The organism is Shewanella psychromarinicola (assembly GCF_003855155.1).
GTDB classification, from domain to species: domain Bacteria; phylum Pseudomonadota; class Gammaproteobacteria; order Enterobacterales; family Shewanellaceae; genus Shewanella; species Shewanella psychromarinicola.
The window spans coordinates 4249061-4269850 of sequence record NZ_CP034073.1; the positions used below are offsets into that span (position 1 = coordinate 4249061).

The following is a 20790-nucleotide window of genomic DNA, read 5'->3' on the forward strand; positions in this document are numbered from 1 at the left end:
AGTATTGACGTCAAGCAATAGCCGATGGCTAGTGGGTTTAATGGAGGGCTGCATTCCCTTTTACCTAAAAAACATAAGCCACTAATTTTTATATTATTTTTTTATTATTTTTTGTCTAAAAAATTGACTTAATGTCGCTATGGTACAGCAGATCATTGCGATGCCAGCAACACTCTTAAGTCATCATTGTTGTGTCATTTCCATCTCAAATGTAATGGCTCTGACTTAAGCTAACCGTTACCCGTTTTTAAAATGGTGACCTTCAATTTAGCTTTTAGCTAAATTCTTATCAGCCCCAACCTATTTCCCATTAAGTAATGTTTCATTGCCGGTGAGCCGCGGCACATTTTCCCAAATGAATTCGATCTTTTTTTGTAGGTTTCGATCCATTTGTCTAGATAGGTTTCTTGCAACGCAGTTAATAATATGGCGGGAGATGCATTTAATTTGATGATTTAATCGCTTATTAAAAAGACGAGCAAACGGTAGGTCCATTCCATTATTGGTGCATATTCTTATGAGTTAAGGCTAACGAGTGCAATCCATACTCAAGGTAAATTGAGCGATACAATGCTTAAGCATAAGAGATCAGTGGTGGCATTGGACAAGCCAGAACATCGGCAAAAGCCCGTAATAATTCAACCTCAACCGGATCTATCTTTTGATCGCGCATGATGCAAACGGCACAGGCGTGCAATAACATCGGTTTGGCCATAGGAGTTAACTTTTCCAGTTTTTGTAGCGCTGTGTCCAGATCTGATAGCTTGACTGCATTTTCGTTAACTAATTTGAGCTCGCTCATTCCCAATGCTTCTACCGCGGTGATAAAAACGTCCTCTCTGACAACCTGTTCTTGCTGACCGGCATAGGTCAACACGGATAGCAGCAATGCAATTTCGGGCTTAAGTTGCTCGCTATCTACGCTAGCCAGTAGGCTGCGCGGATGTTTGAAGAAGTGAGCATCCAGATGAATGAACAGAATTTTACGTAAGGTCCACTCCTTTAAGACAAGTTTAAAATCCATGTCAATCAGAGCATCCATATTGACTCTGAAAATCTGGTACTGAGACAGTGATAACTGTTTGAGAGCTGGGATGGCAATATCAATTAATGGAAGCCGAGAGCCAGCCTCTAACCTATCTATTTCAGACAGCAGTTTACGGGTAAAAACGGCAACATTTGCGTCGGCATATTGGTGTAAATAAGCTAATTGTTTAAGCCGAATTTGCTGATCCTTATCCAATAGCAGGGCATAAACAACGGCCCGAGCCCCATAGGGTTCGCGAGCAGCATCCTTGATGACAGTGGGTAACTGCGCAATTAACGCCCGAACATAATCGACCGTTTCCCGCGTAGGATTGCCTATTTGACTAATACTATTGGCAAGATCAACTATGGACGCCCCGGCAGCAATTGTGCTCATTTTTTTCGCCAATTCTGGCTGAGCCTTGGATACTTTTCCATCGCCAGATTGCACACTTTGGTCTATTTCGAGCTTGTCGACAGTGGCAAATTTGCCATCCCAATGGGGATCAATGTGCAAGATACGCTTTGCCAGTGGTGGATGGGTAGCGGACAACGTTTGCATCAAACCTGAAACGCCTTGAGCAAAAAAAGCATGGCTGATTTCAGCTGCCCCGGGATCCTCTATCAAAGATCCAAACTCTAGCCCGCCGATGCGTTTCAATGCACCCGCAATGCCTTCTGGGTTACGGGTAAACTGAACCGCTGAGGCATCTGCTAGGTATTCTCTTTGTCGACTCACGGCCGCTTTTATTAAGCCGCCAAAAAAAGTCCCGGCAAAGCCGATGACAATGAGCCCAATCGCCAGTGCTAATATTCCTGCGGCCCCTTTACCATTGTCCCGTCCACGCCGAGAACGAGAAGTGGAATACAGTAAGTGGTAACCAATAATACCGAGGATCAGTATCCCGTTAAGAACACCGATCAAGCGGATATTTAGGCGCATATCACCGTTAAAAATATGGCTAAACTCATGAGCGATGACACCTTGAAGTTGATCGCGACTGAGGTGATCAATCGCTCCTTGAGTCACGCCAATAACGGCATCTTTGGGGGAGAAACCGGCGGCGAATGCATTGATACCGTTCTCGTCAGCCAACAAATATACCGGTGGTGCTGGCGTACCAGAAGCGATAGCCATTTCCTCTACCACATTTAATAATTTTCGTTGATTCAGAACCGTGGTATTTTGTGCGATTAATTGCCCTCCTAGCCCTTCGGCAACAACCTTGCCACCAGCCGACAAAGCCATGATTTTATAAAGACTGCCTCCCAAGACCACCAGAACGACTGCCGAACTGATAGTGGCAAAAGTGCGCCAATCCATTTGCTGCCAAAAAGACTGACCCGCTGACATTTGCTCGTTGTCGATAAAACCAAACGCCAACATAACCAGCAGATTAACCATCACGATCAGGATGATCACCGCCAAGCTAAACAGCAAAATCAGCTGAAAAGTGTTTTTACGTGCTCGGTCCTGGGATTCAAAAAAATTCATGTTGCATACCTAGGAAAATGACTAAAATGAGACTTTGGGTGCCGCCTGGATGGCCACAGTATCTTCAAACTCCAACAATGTTGCATCTTGCCCATGACCAAATCGCGCCGCAAAAAACACCTGAGGAAAAGTTTGTTTATAAGTATTATAAGCCATCACCTGATCGTTAAAGGCCTGCCTGGAAAAAGAGACCTTATTTTCCGTGGAGATAAGTTCCTCACTTAACTGCAGCATATTCTGATTGGCCTTAAGATCCGGATAGGCCTCCATCACCATGTTAAAGTTCATCATGGCCTCCCCCAGTTTACTTTCAGCGCCACTCAGTCCTTTTATGGCATCAGTGTTACTGGGATCGGCCGCCGCCTTTGACAACATATTCTGCGCCGTATTACGTGCCTCTACCACGGCTTCCAAGGTTTGCCGTTCATGTTTGATATAACCCTTGGCGGTCTCGACAAGATTAGGTATCAAGTCATATCGACGTTTTAATTGCACCTCGATCTGTGCGAAGGCATTTTTGTAGCGATTTTTCAGCGTAACCAGTTTATTAAATACCCCGGTCACATAAAAAAACACCAGTGCCACCAGAACCAGAATAACTATCAATGTGATTGACATATTTTTCACCTTTATCCAAATATTTACGCATCCTTTCGATGCTATTAGTGTTATGTACGCGTTGTAATTGAATTCATAAACACCAGGCTCATCTAAAAGCTTGTGCCAAATGGGCTATCACTAAAACCGAAATGAAAGACTCGAGTAACATTCAGACAATAGCCAAACCCATACATTAAGCACCTAATTACTAACATAAATCATCCAGTCTCAACAGTCGATAGGCATAGGCTGTCATTGTACAGCGACCTTTTCTAGCCTTGCTAGCCACTAACCCAAGCCATTCTTATAATCAATAACATAGCCTCTTTCAGCATTCATTACGATAGCCTTTAATTATACCAGTGCATAAATTAAGTACATTGCTCAGAAGAGTGAGCCCTAAGTAGTGAAAGGTATATGAAAATGAAGAAATTGGCTGATTTCAACAAGCAAAACATGCGTGATACCAATCAAGCTGAAAATGACTTGCAAGTAATTGCAAAGGTTAGGCTTTAACCACAATACCAACATTGGCGGTTTGCGGCATCTGACACCATTTTAGAAATATCTACAGTATTCGGTTTATGTGGGTAACGAACCGACAGCACCTTTGGGTAAATGACCAAAGCTGTTGGTAATGTTAAGTCCGTTCTTCGTAGGGATGTTGAGTCTGTCTTGAATGTGTTGGCTGCTTAAGCCAATCGAACCACTTTTTCTCCACGGATAATTCGGTCAGTACCTTCTACCAGCACACTCTAGTCTTTAACGCTGAAATAAGACCGTCCACGGGATAACTCACAACGTCGACTCACCGTGGCTTTGTTGGCAGCATCATAGTACCACTAGCTTAATGATGAATAAAACATACTGTAAATGCGTCCAAATATTCGGCCTTTCTGTAAAAAAAAATCGGCTCTTTGGCCATAATGAGAACGGCGCCTCTACGACTTAATCATCGATTGGAACTGGACTGATCCCAAAACCTTAACAAGCTGATCATTTATTACCTAAGCGAGGTGTCGTTCGCCGGACTGATACCTATGTCATACTCCAATATATATGTACTGACCTATAATTTCGAGTAAAAAACCTATTTTTCAATAATTTACATAGTTAACCCTGATAGAAAGACATTGAGAAAGTATGAGTTAACGTAACAGTAAGTATGAATGATTATCTCAAACTTCATACTTTAATTCATATTGTGTTAATCAGTATTATGGCTAACATTATTGCAACACTTTCATCTGTACCTATCTCAGGTAATCGATGTAAAAGTAATCTGTAATCTAATGTAATGGGGACATTAATATGAATGTAAATGGGAGGAATATGCTTTTTTTTGTAAAATATACAACCGCATTCCTCGTTTTACACTTCTCTTACAGCCTAACAACTACACAGGCCAACGAATCACTGACTCTGGCACTTTCAGGTGTTATTGAAGATAGGTGTGTAATAGCAATACCCACCAGCTCCACTTTCGATTTTAGCCAGCAGTTAGTCCACTCCACAACGATAGCAATTGACTGCAATCAAGCGATGTTGGTTGCCCTACGCTCAGAGAATGGTGGGCTTAAGCTAAGCCAAGCGGAGGCTGAAAATGATGTGGTTGCGGCCTATGATATTGAGCTAAAAATAGAATCTATTCAGTTTAGATTAACGGCTAATAGTATTGATATTCAACAAGAACGGCGATTTAGTGCTGGCGAGGATATTCCGTTTGCGACTTCAGCAAGCTTAGATATTACACTGCCTGAGGCACTGGTACATGCCGGAAAATACAGCGATACCCTGCATATTGAGGTTTATCCCAATTTTACTCAGCAGGGTATTTAATGAGATTTTCTCCCCAATGGAGAAAAGTTGCCGACCAGTTGGCAAGAACTGGTCGGCTAGTAAAAAACCAATCTGAAATATTACAAGGAGTTTTACCATGAGAAAGATTACTTTAGTTGCAGCATCTTTAACAGCACTTTTCGCAAGTACAGCAAATGCCGGTGATGTTCAGTTAGTCGGTTATGTGCCCGCGGTTTGTGAGGTTTCAGGTCTAAATACCCAATTAAGAGATTTTGGTAACGTCTCGGGATCTGCCAATGCAGCAAATATTGGATTAACTGTTGAATGTAATGATGCTGACGGTGCAACGATACAAATGATCAGTGCTGAAGGTGGCCTTGAGTCAGATGATGCAGAGGATCAATCGCTTCCATATACCGCCACTTTGGCAATTGGTGCTTATCCAGATTTAGTTCTTAATGCGCCAGGCGGTGTTGGAACTAATGGTGCCAACGTCGATGCTTCATATTCAGCTACTGGATTGCTCGGTGGCGCTGCTGGTGTATTGTCGTTTATGACACCTGGTGGGGCAACTTGGTCTGGTGGTTATTCAGATACCTTAACAGTACAAATTGATGCGGCAAACTAATTTAGGTTAAGTAAATAAAACATGAGGGAGTATTACTCTCTCATGTTTCATTATCTTTTTGGGAAGTGACAGATGATAAAAAATAATAAAAAAATATCATGCCTATTAGCGCTGGCATGCCTTATTGGTGCCCTTGGTGTAACTAAGGTATATGCCTATAAAGTTCAGCCTATGGTGGCCGAAATGGAGCCTGTTGGCAGAAATGCCCAATTAACCTTGCGGGTTGAAAATAACGACAGCGAACCACTTACACTTGAAATGGTACCGCTTAAGGTGCTAATTAACAGTTCAGGCAATATTGAATATATTCCAGCTGATGATGATTTATTAATTATTCCGGTTACAACAGTATTGCAAGCTGGGCGTTCACAAGCTGTGATGGTGCGTTATTTAGGCGAACCTGATATTTCCCAGTCGCAAGCGTACAGCATAGGTTTTCGACAATTGCCCGTTACCGTGTCAGGGCAGAGTGCCACAAAATTGAGTCTAGCGGTCAATTTTAATACTTTGGTCAATGTAGTGCCGGCCAATGCTAAAGCCATTCTGGCCGTCGAAAATATCAGTTTTAAAGATAATAATTGGCAGGTAACGATTAATAATTCAGGTAACCGTTATGTGCGTCTTAGTAATACTCAATGGCGTGTCAGCGATGGTGTAAAGTCACTGCAGTTAACTAAAGAACAGCTTTCCGAATTAGTCTCCGGCAGTTTGATTTTACCGAACTCCTCTCGTACCTTAACCATGCAGCCAATTGAAACCTTGAGTATGGACAAACTTAATATTGAAATTGAAATGGTGAAATAGCGATTTTGATTTTATGGGATATCTATTATTGTAGTGGTGATGCTTAACGCTTGTTTAGACAATAGAATAACCTTAGCGTTACAGGGAGTTGTATGCACAGAAATTCACTAGGCTTGCATGCCGTGGTTGGTTGTTGCTTTATATTTACGCTTACACTGTCAATGGCAAAGGCTGTATATGGGATGGAAATATCTCCCATGGTTACCGCGCTTTCTATTGATAGCCGGCCTAATTATCAGCAAATTTTAATTAAAAATAATTCTAATGTTACATTGCCGGTTGAAATCGATGTTAATCGGATCCAGTTTAATCCGTTCGCCGTTGGTTCCAGTTATACCGTTGTACCTGAAACAACCCCTGATTTATTAGTATTCCCTCCCGCCATCGTGTTGGCCCCCGGGGCGGTGCAGTCGGTTCGCGTACAGTGGTTAGGACAAAAATCCCTGCCTGAGTCCCAAAGTTATTTTATTCGTTTTAGCCAACCTCAGTTGTCAGACGACAATACCAACAAGAGTGGGGTTAAGATCTTCGTCCATTTTAACGCGGCAGTACATGTGTCAGCCATTGGTATGAAGCCTCTGCTAGTGATAAAGCGCAATTCGATAACCCAGCAAGCTGCCAACGGCGAAAAGGAAAATCCCTCTCAAGATAAACAGGCAAAGGCCTCGGCTTTATTGCAATTCAGCATTGACAACCAAGGAGGAAAGTACGCCGATCTAAATGACTATCGCTTGATTATTACCCGGGTCGACGGTACCGAACTTACTATACAAGGGGAGGCGTTGGTCGCCGAGCAAACTAATACATTTTTCCCACCCAATTCGAAGCGCAATCTGTCTATTCACCTTGATAGGCCTTTATCCGTAGGATTTAGTTTAGCTCTAACCCCCATAGAGCGAGAACCCTAATGGCCAGGTTATGTAAACTATTGCTATTACTGAGCTTGTTGCCGCTTTCAGGTTTGGCGAACGAGGAGATAAAGTTAAACCCCACTGGGCGAGACATTCGTTTGCAGTGCCTATTGCGATTGCAAGATAGTGCGATTGGTGACGTCGAATTAATTATCACCGCAGATCAAAATATTGAACTCCCTGCAAAATCAACCTTGGCCTTACTTGCGGATACTATAGTGCCGGAAGTCCTCGAGGCATTAGCTGGGTACCAACATGATGATGTATTAAACCAAGCCGATTTTTCTCAGGTGGGGCTTAATTTGACTTTTGATATGTCGAGTTTAGAGCTGATCATGCAAGCTCCCATTGAGGCGCTTAAAGTAAGCGGTTTATCGTTTGCAGCTAAAAAAAATACCCGGCGTTATATCGACGCTTCAACGTTAAGCGGATATACCAACCTTTACTTATCGTCATCAAATACGGAAAATATAAGTGAAGAAAGTCAAGGTTTCACCGATTTCAACCATCTTATTGAGGCGGGGCTTAATTACCGCCATGCCTTATTAGAGTATGAAGCTGTCTATAATAAATTAGATGGTAAGTCAGGGGTGTATTCTCGCCAAGGTACTCGGCTTAATATTGACTTCCCCAACCAAGGTACTCGTATGGTGTTGGGGGATTTTTATAGCCGTCCCAGCGGTTTTCAAAATGGGGTCGATTTTCTTGGATTCGGAGTTTCTCGTGACTTTTCGCTTATTCCAACCCGTAATGTGAGGCCAACCGCTGCACGTCAATTTACCTTAGAGCGTACTTCCGAAGTCGATGTCCTGATTGATGGCGTGGTGGTCAAAAGACTAAGTTTAGGGGCGGGCTCCTATAATCTCGAGGATATTCCATTAGCAGAGGGGGTAAGTGATGTCGAGTTGCTGATAACCGATCGCAATGGTCGCCAAGAGCGAATTAACTTTAGTATCGCTACGGGTATGGACTTATTAAAACCCGGTGAATTTGAATATGCATTTAGCTCGGGAGTGAGTAGCGAATTAGTTGCAGATAAACTCAAATATGATAACGATGCATTTATTGTCGGTGGTATGTTTGAGTATGGCGTGTCGCCATCTCTGACCCTCGGCGTTAACCTGCAGGCGGCACAAGAGTTATATCAGCTAGGGCAGCGCAGTTTATTTGCTACGCCATTAGGTATTTTTGATTTAAATGTCGCTTATAGCCATCAAGATGTTGTCGGTGAAGGCGTGGCTGCCAGCCTAGGTTTCGATGTTGATTTTGCTGATGATCCTAATAACACTCAGCTCAGTTTCTTTCATGAGTATTTTTCGCAGTCATTTAGTCGAGTTGATGATTTCTTTTCGCAACAAAATATTTCTGCAATTAATCCAATAAACTTAATGCCTACGCTCAATATTAACAGGAACTTCTTTACCGGGCGTTATAGTCAATCGATCACCCAGGCTTTGCGTGTCAGTCTGACCGTTAACTATGTTGATTCATATCAGGAACAAGGTGACTATTGGACAATCAGCCCTGCACTCTCCGGCGATTTATTTGATACTCCTGCCAGTTGGAGTATTAGATTAACCCACAAAGATCGCCAGGATGATGCTAATGAATTTAATGCATTATTTACCTTAAGTTGGCCATTTGGGGGATATTCTCGCGTAATCAGCAGCTATAGTAGTGATATGGAAGATTTGCAAACTGAATATAGTTACCTTAAAGGCATAGGTAAAACGGGTGGCGTCAATATGTTTATTGGTGGTCAGCGCACGAGTGATACCGATGCCAACCTTGAAGCCGGTATAGATTACTCTGCAAATCGATATAATCTTAACCTACAGCATACTAGTCGCGTTAATGATTTAAGTAATAATGAGAGCAGCCATTTCAGCCGCGCAGAACTGGCTTCAGCATTGGTATTTTCTGGTGCAAACGTTGCGATTAGTCGTCCGGTTGGCGATAGCTTTGCCATTATACAACCCTACTCTAATCTGGCTAATAATCGCATTGATGTAGATATTTCAGATGAAGGTTCAAGGGTTTATACCGATGGGTTAGGCGCCATGGTTGTGCCAGATCTACCGGCTTATAGTGAGCAACTTATTTCCTATGAGGTGACTGATTTACCCCCTGGCTACGATTTAGGTGATGGGGTATTTGCGCTTAACCCAGGTTATAAACAAGGTTATTCGCTTAAGGTAGGGTCTGATGCCATTATCACAGCTATGGGCTCCTTATTTGATAAACAAACCGGTGAGCCTATTAGTTTATTAGCCGGACAAGCAATATCGCAAACGGATGAAAATTTTGAGGCTTTAGATTTTTTCACTAACCGCAGCGGTCGCTTTGCCATTAGTGGCCTTAAGCCTGGTAGTTACTTACTTAAGTTAAATAGCAAAAACGTACGAACATATCAGCTAGTCATAAGCGATGATAGCAAGGCTTTATTACGCTTAGGTAATCTTTATGTTGATTAACGCAGGGTGTATAGAGCACCAATATATCTGGAGTCCATATGACACTAACTAACCTTATCGAAGTGATCATGCCAAGGCTGAAACTGGCTTGCTGCGTGACGGCCATGTTTCTTGCTTCCTGTATTTATTCTGCTAGTGCTTTTGCGGCTTGTGAAGCAAGGGTACAAAGTGTCAGTTTAATGAGTTCAGGCGCACAAAATCAATATGATGTCTTTACCACAAGTCCATTTGGGTTAATGCAATACTACGAGGTGAAAGTGAGTTTTAGTGATCCTAACGAAGATTGTGCCTTAAGTTTAATGATTTCGACTATCGAGCAAGGCTATCAACTCTCGGGGCAAAGCGGAAATTCATTGACATTTTCCCCCTATCTTCAAACGTCAGGCAGTTTTATTCAAAATAGACACTGGTTTGCCGAGGTATCACCACAACAGTCCATTTTTCGATTTCAATTACGTTTCCCTGCGCAGCAATTTGGTTCAGAAGGAGACTATACCAATCAATTACTCGTGCAGCTTATTCCAAATCCTGAACAGTCTACAACTGTATTAGATGAACGTAATCAATTGATCTCTGCACGCATTCCTCCTGTTGCAAGCATCAGTTTCTATGGATTATCGCAACGACTTTATCCATTAGACCTTGGTCGCCTGACAACAGGAAAAAGGCTGAATATCGATCCTAATTTATTTATTCGAAGTACTGCTGGCTATGAAATTAGTTTCCGTTCAGATAATCAAGGTAAGCTTAGGCATCAAAGTAAACAAGAGCGTTGGGATATCGATTACATATTTAGTGTGGCTGACAGTGTCATTGATTTTACGGTAACGGGCAATCAGCTGGTTGTTAATGCGCCACAGAACCATAATGGGCAGAGGATACCTATGACTATCCAAATTGGTGAAACAGAAAATCGACCAGGGGGAATCTATGAAGATGAAATTCATATTGATATCAGTGCATCTGGTCTGGGAAGTTTTTAGTTTTGGTCGCTGTTAATGTTAGTTTAACCTAGTTTTTTATTTAAAATAAAAAATGCGACCATGATCAGTAAAAAGATCCCAGCTTAACACTTCAGTGAGGTTATTTATTGTCGTATCTTTGCAATTTTTTAAATGCAGATGGGTTATCCTTTGCCCAATTCGCTGCCTGGGTACGATTTTTAACTTCCGTTTTCTTAAATACTTTATAAAGATGTGATTTGACCGTGTGCTCACTCACAAATAGTGCATTGGCAATATCAATGTTGGATTTACATTCAGTCACTAATCTAAGTACATCGCACTCACGGCGAGTGAGGGAGACCATAGGTTGTTCAGGATGTATATCTTCTTTTCGGTAGTGTTGCAGTAACTGGCACATCATAGTTCTTGGTAACCAATATTCACCGGCGAGAATTTTTCGCATCCCCTGTAGCAATAAAACCAGTGAAGATGATTGTGGAAAAATACCGCAACAATTTGGCCAATCGAGTAAGTCTTGTTTATCGAATTTTTTAGAAGTATTGAGTAAAACGATATGCACTTGAGAAAGATTCGTATCAAACTGGATTTGCCAACAACGATCGTCAATATTGGGTAGGTTAGCCACATCAACAAGTAATAATGGATTTAATGCTCTATCGAGGTTCTCCAGTTCCATTTCATTACTAATAAATCGGGTCTCACAATCTAGACTCGTCTTTAAAAGATCAGCAAAGGCTCTACTCTGAATGGTCAACTTCGTGACTAAAACCAATGTAAGTTTAAGCATAATGAATAATTTCCTTATAACACAGTTGTGGTGCACACATCGCAGTATTTTACTGTTAGCACATACACTGGACTTTAAGCATTTAAATATTCCAGAACTGACCACAAACCATTGTTTATATTATTATTTAACACTCAACCTCGACAGATATTTGCCGTGATAAATGTTATCCCTCCATAAACCTTCTGTTGATTAATTTCCTAGTAGCGATTTAATAGCCACTCAAACCAAGATTGCATTACTTTGGCCATTTATAGCTGGGATAATTGCATTTTAAACCGCCGCTGAGCGACACGGTCGATATCACGCTTTATCGGCAAACTCAGCAGGCTCTCCCAGATCAACCCCTCGACTAAAAGTGGCTGACGCGTAACAACTTTTTTCGGTATCCTATCACTTTTAAATTCATTGAATAACAGTTCAATTTGCCAGCGACTAGGGTAAAGCTTGATCACTTCTTGGCGACTAAACTTATTGTGCGGAAGTTAGTCATCCACCATAGATAACACTTTTATTTCTTAAGCAAAAATAATTCCATGCGACGTTGGTATCATCGCCAGTTAACATCAATCTCCGGACGCTGTGTTAGCGTTCCACAGCGTGGGTATATTCAACCGATTATCATCAATAAATTGTCTTGGCTGTTGTCTTGCAATGATAATTCCCATGACTATTGTGCTTGTAATTAGTTTCACCCCCGCTAAATCTACTTATTCCAATAGTTTTTTATCCTAGCGCTAGAGATCGTGTCTATGTACGCTAGCAAAAAAATGACACGTTTCTAGAAAAGAATAGCACATTCCCTAAGATTGAGCCTTTTTAGTAAATCATCCTTAGAATCCAATAAAAACCATCGCACTTTGTATGAGACTTGCCAGCACTTAACATGTTAAATGAAAATGAGGAATATCATCACCTCACATTATCGAGCAACTCTACTCCTTGCTGACCAAGCTTAACAAATTAGCCAAGCTATTACTTTAATCAATAACATAGCCTCTTTCAGCATTTATTGCGATACATTTTAGGACTATTCAGGTACTCAATTGGGGGGCTTTTTCAATAGCGTGAGCTCTAGATAATTAACATTACATAATGAATTCTGAGCAATGTTTCAGGTTTACATCAGAAAAGCGGCCTGCTTACTCACGGTTATTACCATAAGGAGTCTCGTCTAGCTCACTATCATGTGTCTTGGTCTAGCCATGATTCATTACCGCCAAGCAAGTAAGGGTGACCAAAGACTAGGCGGCCAGTGATCAGGTCTTTATTAGACTCTTGAGAGGACACTACCTTGAACGTGTCATTTTGACACGTGGGTGTTATTAAGACACCTTTTAGAGTTGTTAATATGACAACGACTAAACTTTAATTTAAATAATTACCCAATTAATCAGTTACTTAACTAGTTGGCATGCAGTCTGCATTAAAATATTTAACTTTATGAATTTGTAACTTTTCAATTTAATACAGGTGTAAATATGACAATTCACATTAAAAATAATATCGACTGGGTTGGCCAACGTGATTGGGAAATATTGGATTTTCATGGCACTGAATATAAAACAACCAAAGGGACGAGTTATAACAGTTACCTTATCCGTGAGCAAAAAAATGTCTTAATCGATACCGTTGATCATCGCTTCAGCCTGCAGTTTATTCAAAATCTTGAGATGGAAATTGACCTAGATAAGATTGATTACATTGTTATTAATCATGCTGAAGAAGATCATTCAGGCGCGTTAGCGGCTCTGATGGCTAAAATCCCTAATACCCCGATTTACTGTACCGAAAATGCTATCGATTCCATTACTGGCTTACATCATCATCCAGAGTGGCATTTCAATATTGTCAAAACCGGCGACACGCTAGATATCGGTAACGGCAAGCAGTTGGTGTTTATTGAAACGCCTATGCTGCATTGGCCAGACAGTATGATGACCTATCTAACCGAGGATGCCGTATTGTTTAGTAACGATGCATTCGGTCAACATTACTGCGATGAGCATCTGTTTAACGATGAGGTTGATCAGATTGAATTGATGGACCAATGTTTACGTTATTACTCCAATATTTTAACTCCGTTTAGCTCACTGGTTACCGCTAAAATTAACGAGGTGCTGAGCTTTAATCTGCCAGTTGATATTATTGCCACCGCCCATGGCGTAGTGTGGCGCGATGACCCTACCCAGATTATTCATCAATATCTGCAATGGGCAGATAATTATCAGGAAGACAGGATCACTATTTTTTATGATTCAATGTCTAATAATACCCGCATGATGGCTGATGCCATTGCTCAGGGGATCCACGATGTTGATCCTGGGGTGTCAGTTAAAGTCTTTAATGTGGCCCGCCATGATAAAAATGACATCTTAGCCAATGTGTTCCGCTCTAAAGGCATATTAGTGGGTTCATCTACCATGAATAATGTGATGATGCCGAAAGTCGCTGGGATGCTAGAAGAGATCACCGGCCTGCGTTTTAAAGATAAAAAAGCCGGTGCCTTTGGCAGCTACGGTTGGAACGGCGGTGCGGTCGATCGTATTCACACCCGTCTTACCGATGCCGGATTTGATACGATTGTGGGCCTAAAAGCAAAATGGCGACCTGATGGTAAAGCCATGCGCGAATGCCGCGACCATGGGCGACAGATTGCCAAAAACTGGGCATGGCATGATCTTAGTAATGTTAAATCCATTTCACCAGCATCCCTAGCCAAAAACAATCAAGCCACTGCCACCGCTAAGCCAGCAACTAAGTCTCGGGAAAGTAAACCTGAATGCGGGGCTGCTTCGGCAATTGATGATTCACAAAATATGTTATGCACTGTGTGTAACTGGGTTTATGAGCCAGTATTGGGCGAACCTAATCAAGATGTTGAACCAGGAACACCGTGGAGCGAAGTACCAGATGTCTTTCTCTGTCCAGATTGCGGCCTTGGCAAAGAGGTATTTATCCCTATTGAAGCAAGGAAAGTATCATGAGTGCACCCATCATCATTATTGGTAGCGGCTTTGGCTCATATCAGTTAATCAAAACCATTAGGCGCACAGATCAGCACATACCTATAACTGTTTTTACCCTCGATGAGGGCCACGATTATAATAAGCCTGATTTGAGCCATGTATTTAGTAATCAACAAAGCAGTGCGGATTTAATTCGCCTCAGTGCGCAGGAATTTGCCTCTGAGAATAATATTACTCTGCATGCTTTTACTCAGGTTGACTGCATTGATAGCGATCAACAGGCGGTATTTGTTAAAGGTGTCGCCTACCCTTACACAAAATTGGTGCTGGCAACGGGGGCAAAAACATTTGTTCCACCGATGCTTGGTAATGCAACCGACAAGGTGATCACCTTAAATAGTTTGCGCGAGTTTGAAACTGCGCAGCTGCAGCTACAGAATGCGCAGCGGATTTTAGTGATTGGCGCCGGCATTATCGGTACTGAAATAGCAATGGATCTTAACCGTTGCGGTAAAAGCGTAGTAGTTGTAGATCCAAGCAACGGCCTTATGGCAACGATGCTGCCAGATATAGTCGCCAGTGTATTACAAAAGAAGATGACCGAAACAGGTGTTGAATTTGAGTTTGGCCGCACCATTAGCTCCTTAAACCAAACCGGATCAGGAATTTGTGCCACACTCAGCTCGGGTAAAACACATATTGTTGATTGTGTCATTTCAGCGGCGGGGTTAAAGGCTAATGTGGGTTTAGCTCAAAAGTCGGGATTCAAGGTCAACAACGGCTTGGTGGTTAATCAGCAGCTGCAAACCTCAGTTAATAATGTGTATGCCTTGGGAGACTGCGCCGAGATAAACGGCAAGGTGATGTCCTACCTGCAGCCGATTATGTTAAGCGCCAATGCGTTAGCGAAAACCTTATTAGGCCAACCGACAGATTTGAAACTGCCTGCTATGCTGGTCAAAGTTAAAACGCCGCAAATGCCTATCCAATTAGGCGGTAATACCGTCATAGATGTTGCATCCTGGCAGGTTGATATTGATGCTTTAGGTTGCTCAGTAAAAGCGTATAACGAGCAAAAAGAGATCATCGGCTTTGTGGTAACAGAAGGACACATGAAAAACACCTTTCCACTGCTGAGAGCCTTGCCAGCTAATCTTTAGTATTTAGTATTTAGTATTTAGTATTTAAACCAGTAGGCTCAACTAAGCCTGCTAATGTATCAATTTAGGAGAGAATGATGTCTCATCAACGTATTCCAGCAAACTGGACCATTCAACGCTCTACCCCATTTTTCACCACTAAAAATGTGCCTGATGCGCTACTTAACCACCACAATACCGCTGAAGGTGTCTTCGGCCAATTATGTGTGATGGAAGGTGTAGTCACGTATTTTGGTTTTGCAGACAGCGAAGCGACTGAGCCAGAAGTGAAAGTAGTGATTAATGCTGGCCAGTTTGCCACCAGCCCGCCAGAGTACTGGCACCGCATTGAATTAAGCCCTGATGCACAATTCAATATTAATTTTTGGTCCGATAAGGATAAAACTGGTCAAGCTATGTTTAATAAGAAGTAATAAGATAAATTACCCCGCGACTTCGCTTCGCTCTGATCACGGGGTTTTCTCTACAGATTAGATAAAGCAGTGACACAACACTTTTTTACTCGAAAAACGACTTAAAGATAAGATTCAGATGTACCAAAATGAAGAGAATAGCAGGGAGAGCATAATGTAATATTATGCTCTTACCGTGATAACGTGAGCAAAAAATGACACACCATGGGTAAACTTTGTAGGCGTTCCCTATTGAGATTTAAACGTGAACGATTTAAAACGCTGTGTTTTCTACATTCGAATTTTTAATTTTACTTAATTTTTATTAATACGTTAATAATTTAACCATAGTGAGCACTGTTCGCAAAAAAACCAAAAAACCAAAAAACCAAAATCACCATAAGCTATGTGGTTTAACTTTCGCCTAATCTAAACTGTGCCAACAAAGGATGATGATCCGATGTTTGGGTGGTGATCACCCTTGCAGACTCTAACGTCAGTCCCCGGAAATAAAGGTGGTCAATGGGGTAGCCCATCACAGTTGTTCGGGTGTCTTCTGCTGGTGTTACCTCTTTCAACCCTAATGCCTTTGTCGTCTGAGCTAGCATGGACAATCTAGCGGAGCGCCATGTATTTAAATCACCACCGAAAATGATTGGGCCTTTGTGGGCTCTCAATGCCGGTAACAGCTGCTGTAACTGCTCAGTGTAACTATCTAGAGCGTATTCAAAGTTAATACTGTGTAGATTTGCCACTAGCAAGGTTTCACCATTGGACAAGGGGAAGTAACTTAACAGACTCGACTTGGGAAATTGAATTAGGGGTTCGGCCGTCAAATATCCACAACTTTGACTCGCTGCAACTTCAGACATATTCATTACACCAAGCGGTATATCACCTTGACGAAAGGCTTGTACCATCGCCAATTGCTGCTGGTTTTGTTGGCGCCACTGTTGAAAATTGTCAGATAACTTAACCTCTTGCAGCAACAATAATTGATTCTGCTTGGCCAGTTGGCTTAACAGCGTTTGCCAGCCTGCATTTTGCTGTTTATAGATATTCCAGCTCGCGACAGCCAGTTGACCATCCATATCCAAATTGGCTTTAGGTATGGCATCAACACATTGAGCAGCAAACGACTCTTGCTCACTATTAATCACCTGAGGTTTAGTCGCAAACTGAATAAACAATGGCACAACCACTACTGTCGTCATTATTAATATGACGATAACAAGACTCCCCCATCGAGCAAGCCCTAGCAGCTTGTGCTTTGGTTGCAATCTTGGTATTGATGTTGGCTTTGAGCGAAAAATGCCGATTGACGATACCTCTATTCATTTTACGGGTGATGTTTGAACGTTATGCTTGAGCTTGGTTAACACCCGTTTGATTAAGACTAGCACCTTTATAATAAAACAAACTGTTTGATATACCCAGCCGTACAGATGGTAGATGGTAGATGGTAGATCAAATAGTTTGAAACCTGATATGATAAATATATCTTTTTCTGCATGATTGATCCACTGGCTTGCTATGGTTGAGCTTTACAAAGTATTAACGTTAATCAGCGTGTTAGCCTATTGGCTGATCATTGCCGGGATCACCACTCGTATTGTCTATAAACGGCGCTCTGTGGGCGTATCCTTAGCTTGGATGATGCTAATCTATGTGGTCCCCATCATAGGCATTGTGCTTTATTTTCTCGTTGGCGAGCTGAACCTTGGTAAGAAGCGCGCAGCCAGAGCCAAAGAAATGTATATCCCCTATCGGAAATGGCTTAGCCGGCTTTTCACTACCCAGCAATATCGTCCGCAAAATTTAAATGATTACACCATTACCATAAGCCAATTATGCGAAAAACGCCTCGGGATCCCGACATTATCCAATAATCAACTCACGCTTAAATCATCACCCGACACAATTTTAACTACCCTGATCCAAGATATCCAACAAGCACAGACGTCGGTTCATGTAGAGTTCTATATTTGGCATCCCGGCGGACTTGCTGACCAAGTTGCCCAAGTCCTTATCCAAGCCGCTCAACGTGATGTGGCAGTAAAAATCTTATTAGATGCAGCAGGAAGCCGAACATTTTTTAACAGCAAGTGGCCAAAATTGATGCGCGATGCAGGCATAATTATTATTTCGGCGCTATCCGTTTCTCTTGTACGTATGTTATTCCGCCGGCTCGACATCCGACTTCACCGTAAAATAGTCGTGATAGACAACCAAATCGGTTATACCGGTTCAATGAATCTCATTGATCCCAAGTTTTTTAATCAAAGTGCCGGAGTGGGTGAGTGGATAGATGTTATGGTCAGGATCACCGGCTCCAATGTGCCAGTGCTTAATTGTATTTTCGCGTGGGATTGGGAAACCGAAACCGACCAAAGAATGTTACCTGAGCCTCCAAAATGTTATCCCCATGAAGATAAAGCATCCGACATGGTTCAAGTCATCCCTTCTGGACCTGGCATGCCTGAGGACATGATCCAGCAGGTTTTATTGCTGAGTATCTATCAAGCGAAACACAGCATCACCATCACCAGCCCTTATTTTGTGCCCAGTGAAAACCTACTCTTTGCGTTGACTGCTGCATCCTTGCGTGGTGTGCAGGTTAATTTAATCATACCCGACAAAAACGACTCACTGATGGTGGAATGGGCAAGCAGGCCTTTCTTTGGTGAATTACTTAATGCGGGCGTAAATATTCATCGTTTTGCTGGCGGCTTACTGCACACAAAATCAGTCGTAATTGATCTGCACCATAGTCTAATCGGTACTGTTAACCTTGATATGCGCAGCCTGTGGCTTAACTTCGAAGTCACTCTTTCTGTAGACAATGTAGAATTTACTCAGTCCCTCAGTCAAGTCCAACATCAATATATGGCTAACTCGATAAAAATGGATGCTCGTCAGTGGCGCAAAAGACCTTTGATCAAACGATTAGTGGAACAGTTTTTTTACTTATTCAGCCCACTGCTTTAACGATAAAACAAGCAATGCGGCTTACTCGAGGCCGCATTGCCAGTTCTAGCTTTCAACAATAGTAACTTAACAAATATCACCCGTATCAATCACAGGTTTAACGACTGCTGCACCGATAATGAGCAATATTAAAAAGGGCACTGCATGGCACAAAATCATCGGGTACTTGGCAACTAAAGCCCTTGTTGGGATGAAAAAGTAAGGGTCCACTTTACCTAATAACTTATAGGCAGGCATCAATATTGGCTTAAACCAAGTTTGAAAATAATAGCCACTAACAGCCACTATCTGTACTTCAATAAGTAATAACAATAAATCAAGCCCAACAGCATCAACAAGCACAGCTAAAGACACTAACTCTGGGTTAAGTAACAAGACACAGATAACCGATATTGTGAATATCTTCCAAATCCAATTTTTGATGTTCATAAATCTTCCATGATTAAGCAAATTAAAACTTAAAATGTAAAATGTAAATCAATACTTTAAATGCAAATCAATATTTTAAATGTAGTCTACCACCCCTAAAATTACCGGCTGACTCGCTAGCTAAACATAAGTGCAAATTATTGTATTGATTTAATTTTATGCTATTTGAATCGCTGATTAACAAGTTGCTACATTGCACTGAATACTATGTCACCATAATAAGATTCGGCTTGTTTGCCGCTATTATCGGTATCGGTCATAATCGCGATAATGTCTATGTATTTATACGCTTTCTGGTTCGCTTGCTCACTGCCTTTATCACCAAAAATATCAATCAAGTCTTGGTATACATTGCGTTTTTCTTGATACCACTGACCCTTTTGCGCTTCTTTTCCTCGAACAGACATCATTTTGACACTTGAGCCAGCAAACGCATTATCCCAAACCAAGTCTTTATCTTGATTACTCGACCAAACATAGTTTAATGATTTGGTTTTCCACACCATAAAACCACCATCGATAACCACGTAAATTCGAGCGACAAAGTCATCGCCTTTTTTACTGCGCTCATCTAACTGCAGCAGCGTTTTTTCGACTAACCAACTCCAGTTTAGGTAAGGCGTTGCAGTAAGATCAATTTGCTGTTCTAACACTAACCCTGATGCGGCATTATGACTGAGTGCTTTTAGCGCCAAGCGCCCTTTATATTCATCTATGGTGTAAATTGATTCACCTGAGAATTCTTTGGGTTCCCAGCTATCAATCCCCTTGTCACTCAATGAGGTCAGGTTAGTAGCAGCGGTCACATTCAAGCAAACGATTATGCTAAAAAGTAAAATAGTCCATCGAAGCATGTGGTCCTCCTATCACTACACTAAGTGGTATAACGCCGAACACTGATACATTTATCAGTGAGTTTGATCTAAGTCATAATGATAACTAAAGACGACCAAGTCACATTTATAATCAATAACATAGTCTCTTTCAGCATCCATTGCGATAGTCTTTGTTTATTCAGGCACATACATAGAGCTCATTTCTCAGTAAATTGAGCCCTAGATAATTAACCATGACCACTATGGCTGAAGTAAACCAACAAAAGAGGCCGATTTACTCATACACATATTCATATTCAGAACAATACTCATAAGGCGTGTTGTCATGGTTATGCTATAGCAGTTTGCGTTTTTGAGTACTTATACCCAAGCCACTTCAACATGCTCTTTTCAGCGCTCCCGAAGGATAACTGGACAAGACAGTGATTGAAGAGACTGTATCGCAAGAGCCTAGATCGCTACGCTGCTAGGACGCTGCGCGGCGAGATCCTATAAAATCTTAGCAGCGAAGCTGTCGCTAGCCCTG

General features: G+C 41.8%; 16 protein-coding genes. 10 read left to right on the forward strand and 6 right to left on the reverse strand.

The annotated features are described in order from the left end of the window. Window positions 1-574: 574 nt before the first annotated feature. Window positions 575-2521: a M48 family metallopeptidase gene (locus tag EGC80_RS18570; protein WP_124011717.1), complete on the reverse strand. Its 1947-nt coding sequence runs from the start codon at window positions 2519-2521 to the stop codon at window positions 575-577. A 21-nt stretch (window positions 2522-2542) separates the two neighbouring features. Further along, on the reverse strand, window positions 2543-3139 hold the full coding sequence (locus tag EGC80_RS18575) for a LemA family protein (RefSeq protein ID WP_124011718.1): 597 nt from the start codon (window positions 3137-3139) through the stop codon (window positions 2543-2545). A 1314-nt stretch (window positions 3140-4453) separates the two neighbouring features. Between EGC80_RS18575 and EGC80_RS18580 the strand changes: the two genes are divergently transcribed. The 6 genes from EGC80_RS18580 (at window position 4454) to EGC80_RS18605 (ending at window position 10721) form a co-directional block, all read left to right on the forward strand. Next, on the forward strand, window positions 4454-4960 hold the full coding sequence (locus EGC80_RS18580; protein WP_124011719.1) for a hypothetical protein: 507 nt from the start codon (window positions 4454-4456) through the stop codon (window positions 4958-4960). 97 nt (window positions 4961-5057) lie between these two features. Next, window positions 5058-5549: a hypothetical protein gene (locus EGC80_RS18585; protein WP_124011720.1), complete on the forward strand. Its 492-nt coding sequence runs from the start codon at window positions 5058-5060 to the stop codon at window positions 5547-5549. 72 nt (window positions 5550-5621) lie between these two features. Beyond that, entirely contained in the window at window positions 5622-6353 is a 732-nt protein-coding gene (locus EGC80_RS18590; protein WP_124011721.1) for a fimbrial biogenesis chaperone, read from the forward strand. Between the two features lie 92 nt (window positions 6354-6445). Beyond that, complete coding sequence (locus EGC80_RS18595) at window positions 6446-7261, forward strand: fimbrial biogenesis chaperone (RefSeq protein ID WP_124011722.1); 816 nt, start codon at window positions 6446-6448, stop codon at window positions 7259-7261. Continuing rightward, the gene (locus EGC80_RS18600; RefSeq protein ID WP_124011723.1) at window positions 7261-9738 is read left to right on the forward strand and encodes a fimbria/pilus outer membrane usher protein; all 2478 of its coding nucleotides are present in this window, start codon (window positions 7261-7263) and stop codon (window positions 9736-9738) included. The genes EGC80_RS18595 and EGC80_RS18600 overlap by 1 nt, the downstream gene beginning before the upstream one ends. Window positions 9739-9776: 38 nt before the next feature. Beyond that, a complete protein-coding gene (locus tag EGC80_RS18605) occupies window positions 9777-10721 on the forward strand; it encodes a hypothetical protein (protein ID WP_124011724.1) in 945 nt (314 codons plus the stop codon). 100 nt (window positions 10722-10821) lie between these two features. Here the strand turns inward: EGC80_RS18605 and EGC80_RS18610 are convergent, their stop codons facing one another. Continuing rightward, window positions 10822-11490, reverse strand: a complete 669-nt coding sequence (locus tag EGC80_RS18610; RefSeq protein ID WP_124011725.1) for a LuxR C-terminal-related transcriptional regulator — start codon at window positions 11488-11490, stop codon at window positions 10822-10824. Between the two features lie 1481 nt (window positions 11491-12971). Here EGC80_RS18610 and norV point away from each other — a divergent pair. The 3 genes from norV to EGC80_RS18625 all read left to right on the forward strand — a co-directional run bounded on the left by norV (window position 12972) and on the right by EGC80_RS18625 (window position 16032). Then, entirely contained in the window at window positions 12972-14477 is a 1506-nt protein-coding gene (gene norV, locus EGC80_RS18615) for an anaerobic nitric oxide reductase flavorubredoxin (protein WP_124011726.1), read from the forward strand. Continuing rightward, window positions 14474-15619, forward strand: coding sequence for an NADH:flavorubredoxin reductase NorW (norW, locus tag EGC80_RS18620; RefSeq protein ID WP_124011727.1), 1146 nt, complete (start codon window positions 14474-14476; stop codon window positions 15617-15619). The genes norV and norW overlap by 4 nt, the downstream gene beginning before the upstream one ends. A 77-nt stretch (window positions 15620-15696) precedes the next feature. Beyond that, window positions 15697-16032, forward strand: coding sequence for a DUF1971 domain-containing protein (locus EGC80_RS18625; RefSeq protein WP_101032020.1), 336 nt, complete (start codon window positions 15697-15699; stop codon window positions 16030-16032). 392 nt (window positions 16033-16424) lie between these two features. On the opposite strand, the gene EGC80_RS18630 is transcribed toward EGC80_RS18625, so the two are convergent. Continuing rightward, the gene (locus EGC80_RS18630) at window positions 16425-17291 is read right to left on the reverse strand and encodes an endonuclease/exonuclease/phosphatase family protein (RefSeq protein ID WP_267898627.1); all 867 of its coding nucleotides are present in this window, start codon (window positions 17289-17291) and stop codon (window positions 16425-16427) included. A gap of 253 nt (window positions 17292-17544) precedes the next feature. On the opposite strand from EGC80_RS18630, the gene cls reads away from it, so the two are divergent. After that, window positions 17545-18999, forward strand: a complete 1455-nt coding sequence (gene cls / locus EGC80_RS18635; RefSeq protein WP_124011729.1) for a cardiolipin synthase — start codon at window positions 17545-17547, stop codon at window positions 18997-18999. A 66-nt stretch (window positions 19000-19065) separates the two neighbouring features. Here cls and EGC80_RS18640 read toward each other — a convergent pair whose 3' ends face one another. Continuing rightward, window positions 19066-19428 carry a hypothetical protein gene (locus tag EGC80_RS18640; protein WP_124011730.1) on the reverse strand — a complete coding sequence of 121 codons (363 nt, stop codon included), beginning with the start codon at window positions 19426-19428 and terminating at the stop codon, window positions 19066-19068. A 188-nt stretch (window positions 19429-19616) separates the two neighbouring features. Further along, window positions 19617-20282, reverse strand: coding sequence for a DUF3047 domain-containing protein (locus EGC80_RS18645; RefSeq protein ID WP_124011731.1), 666 nt, complete (start codon window positions 20280-20282; stop codon window positions 19617-19619). Window positions 20283-20790 lie beyond the last annotated feature (508 nt).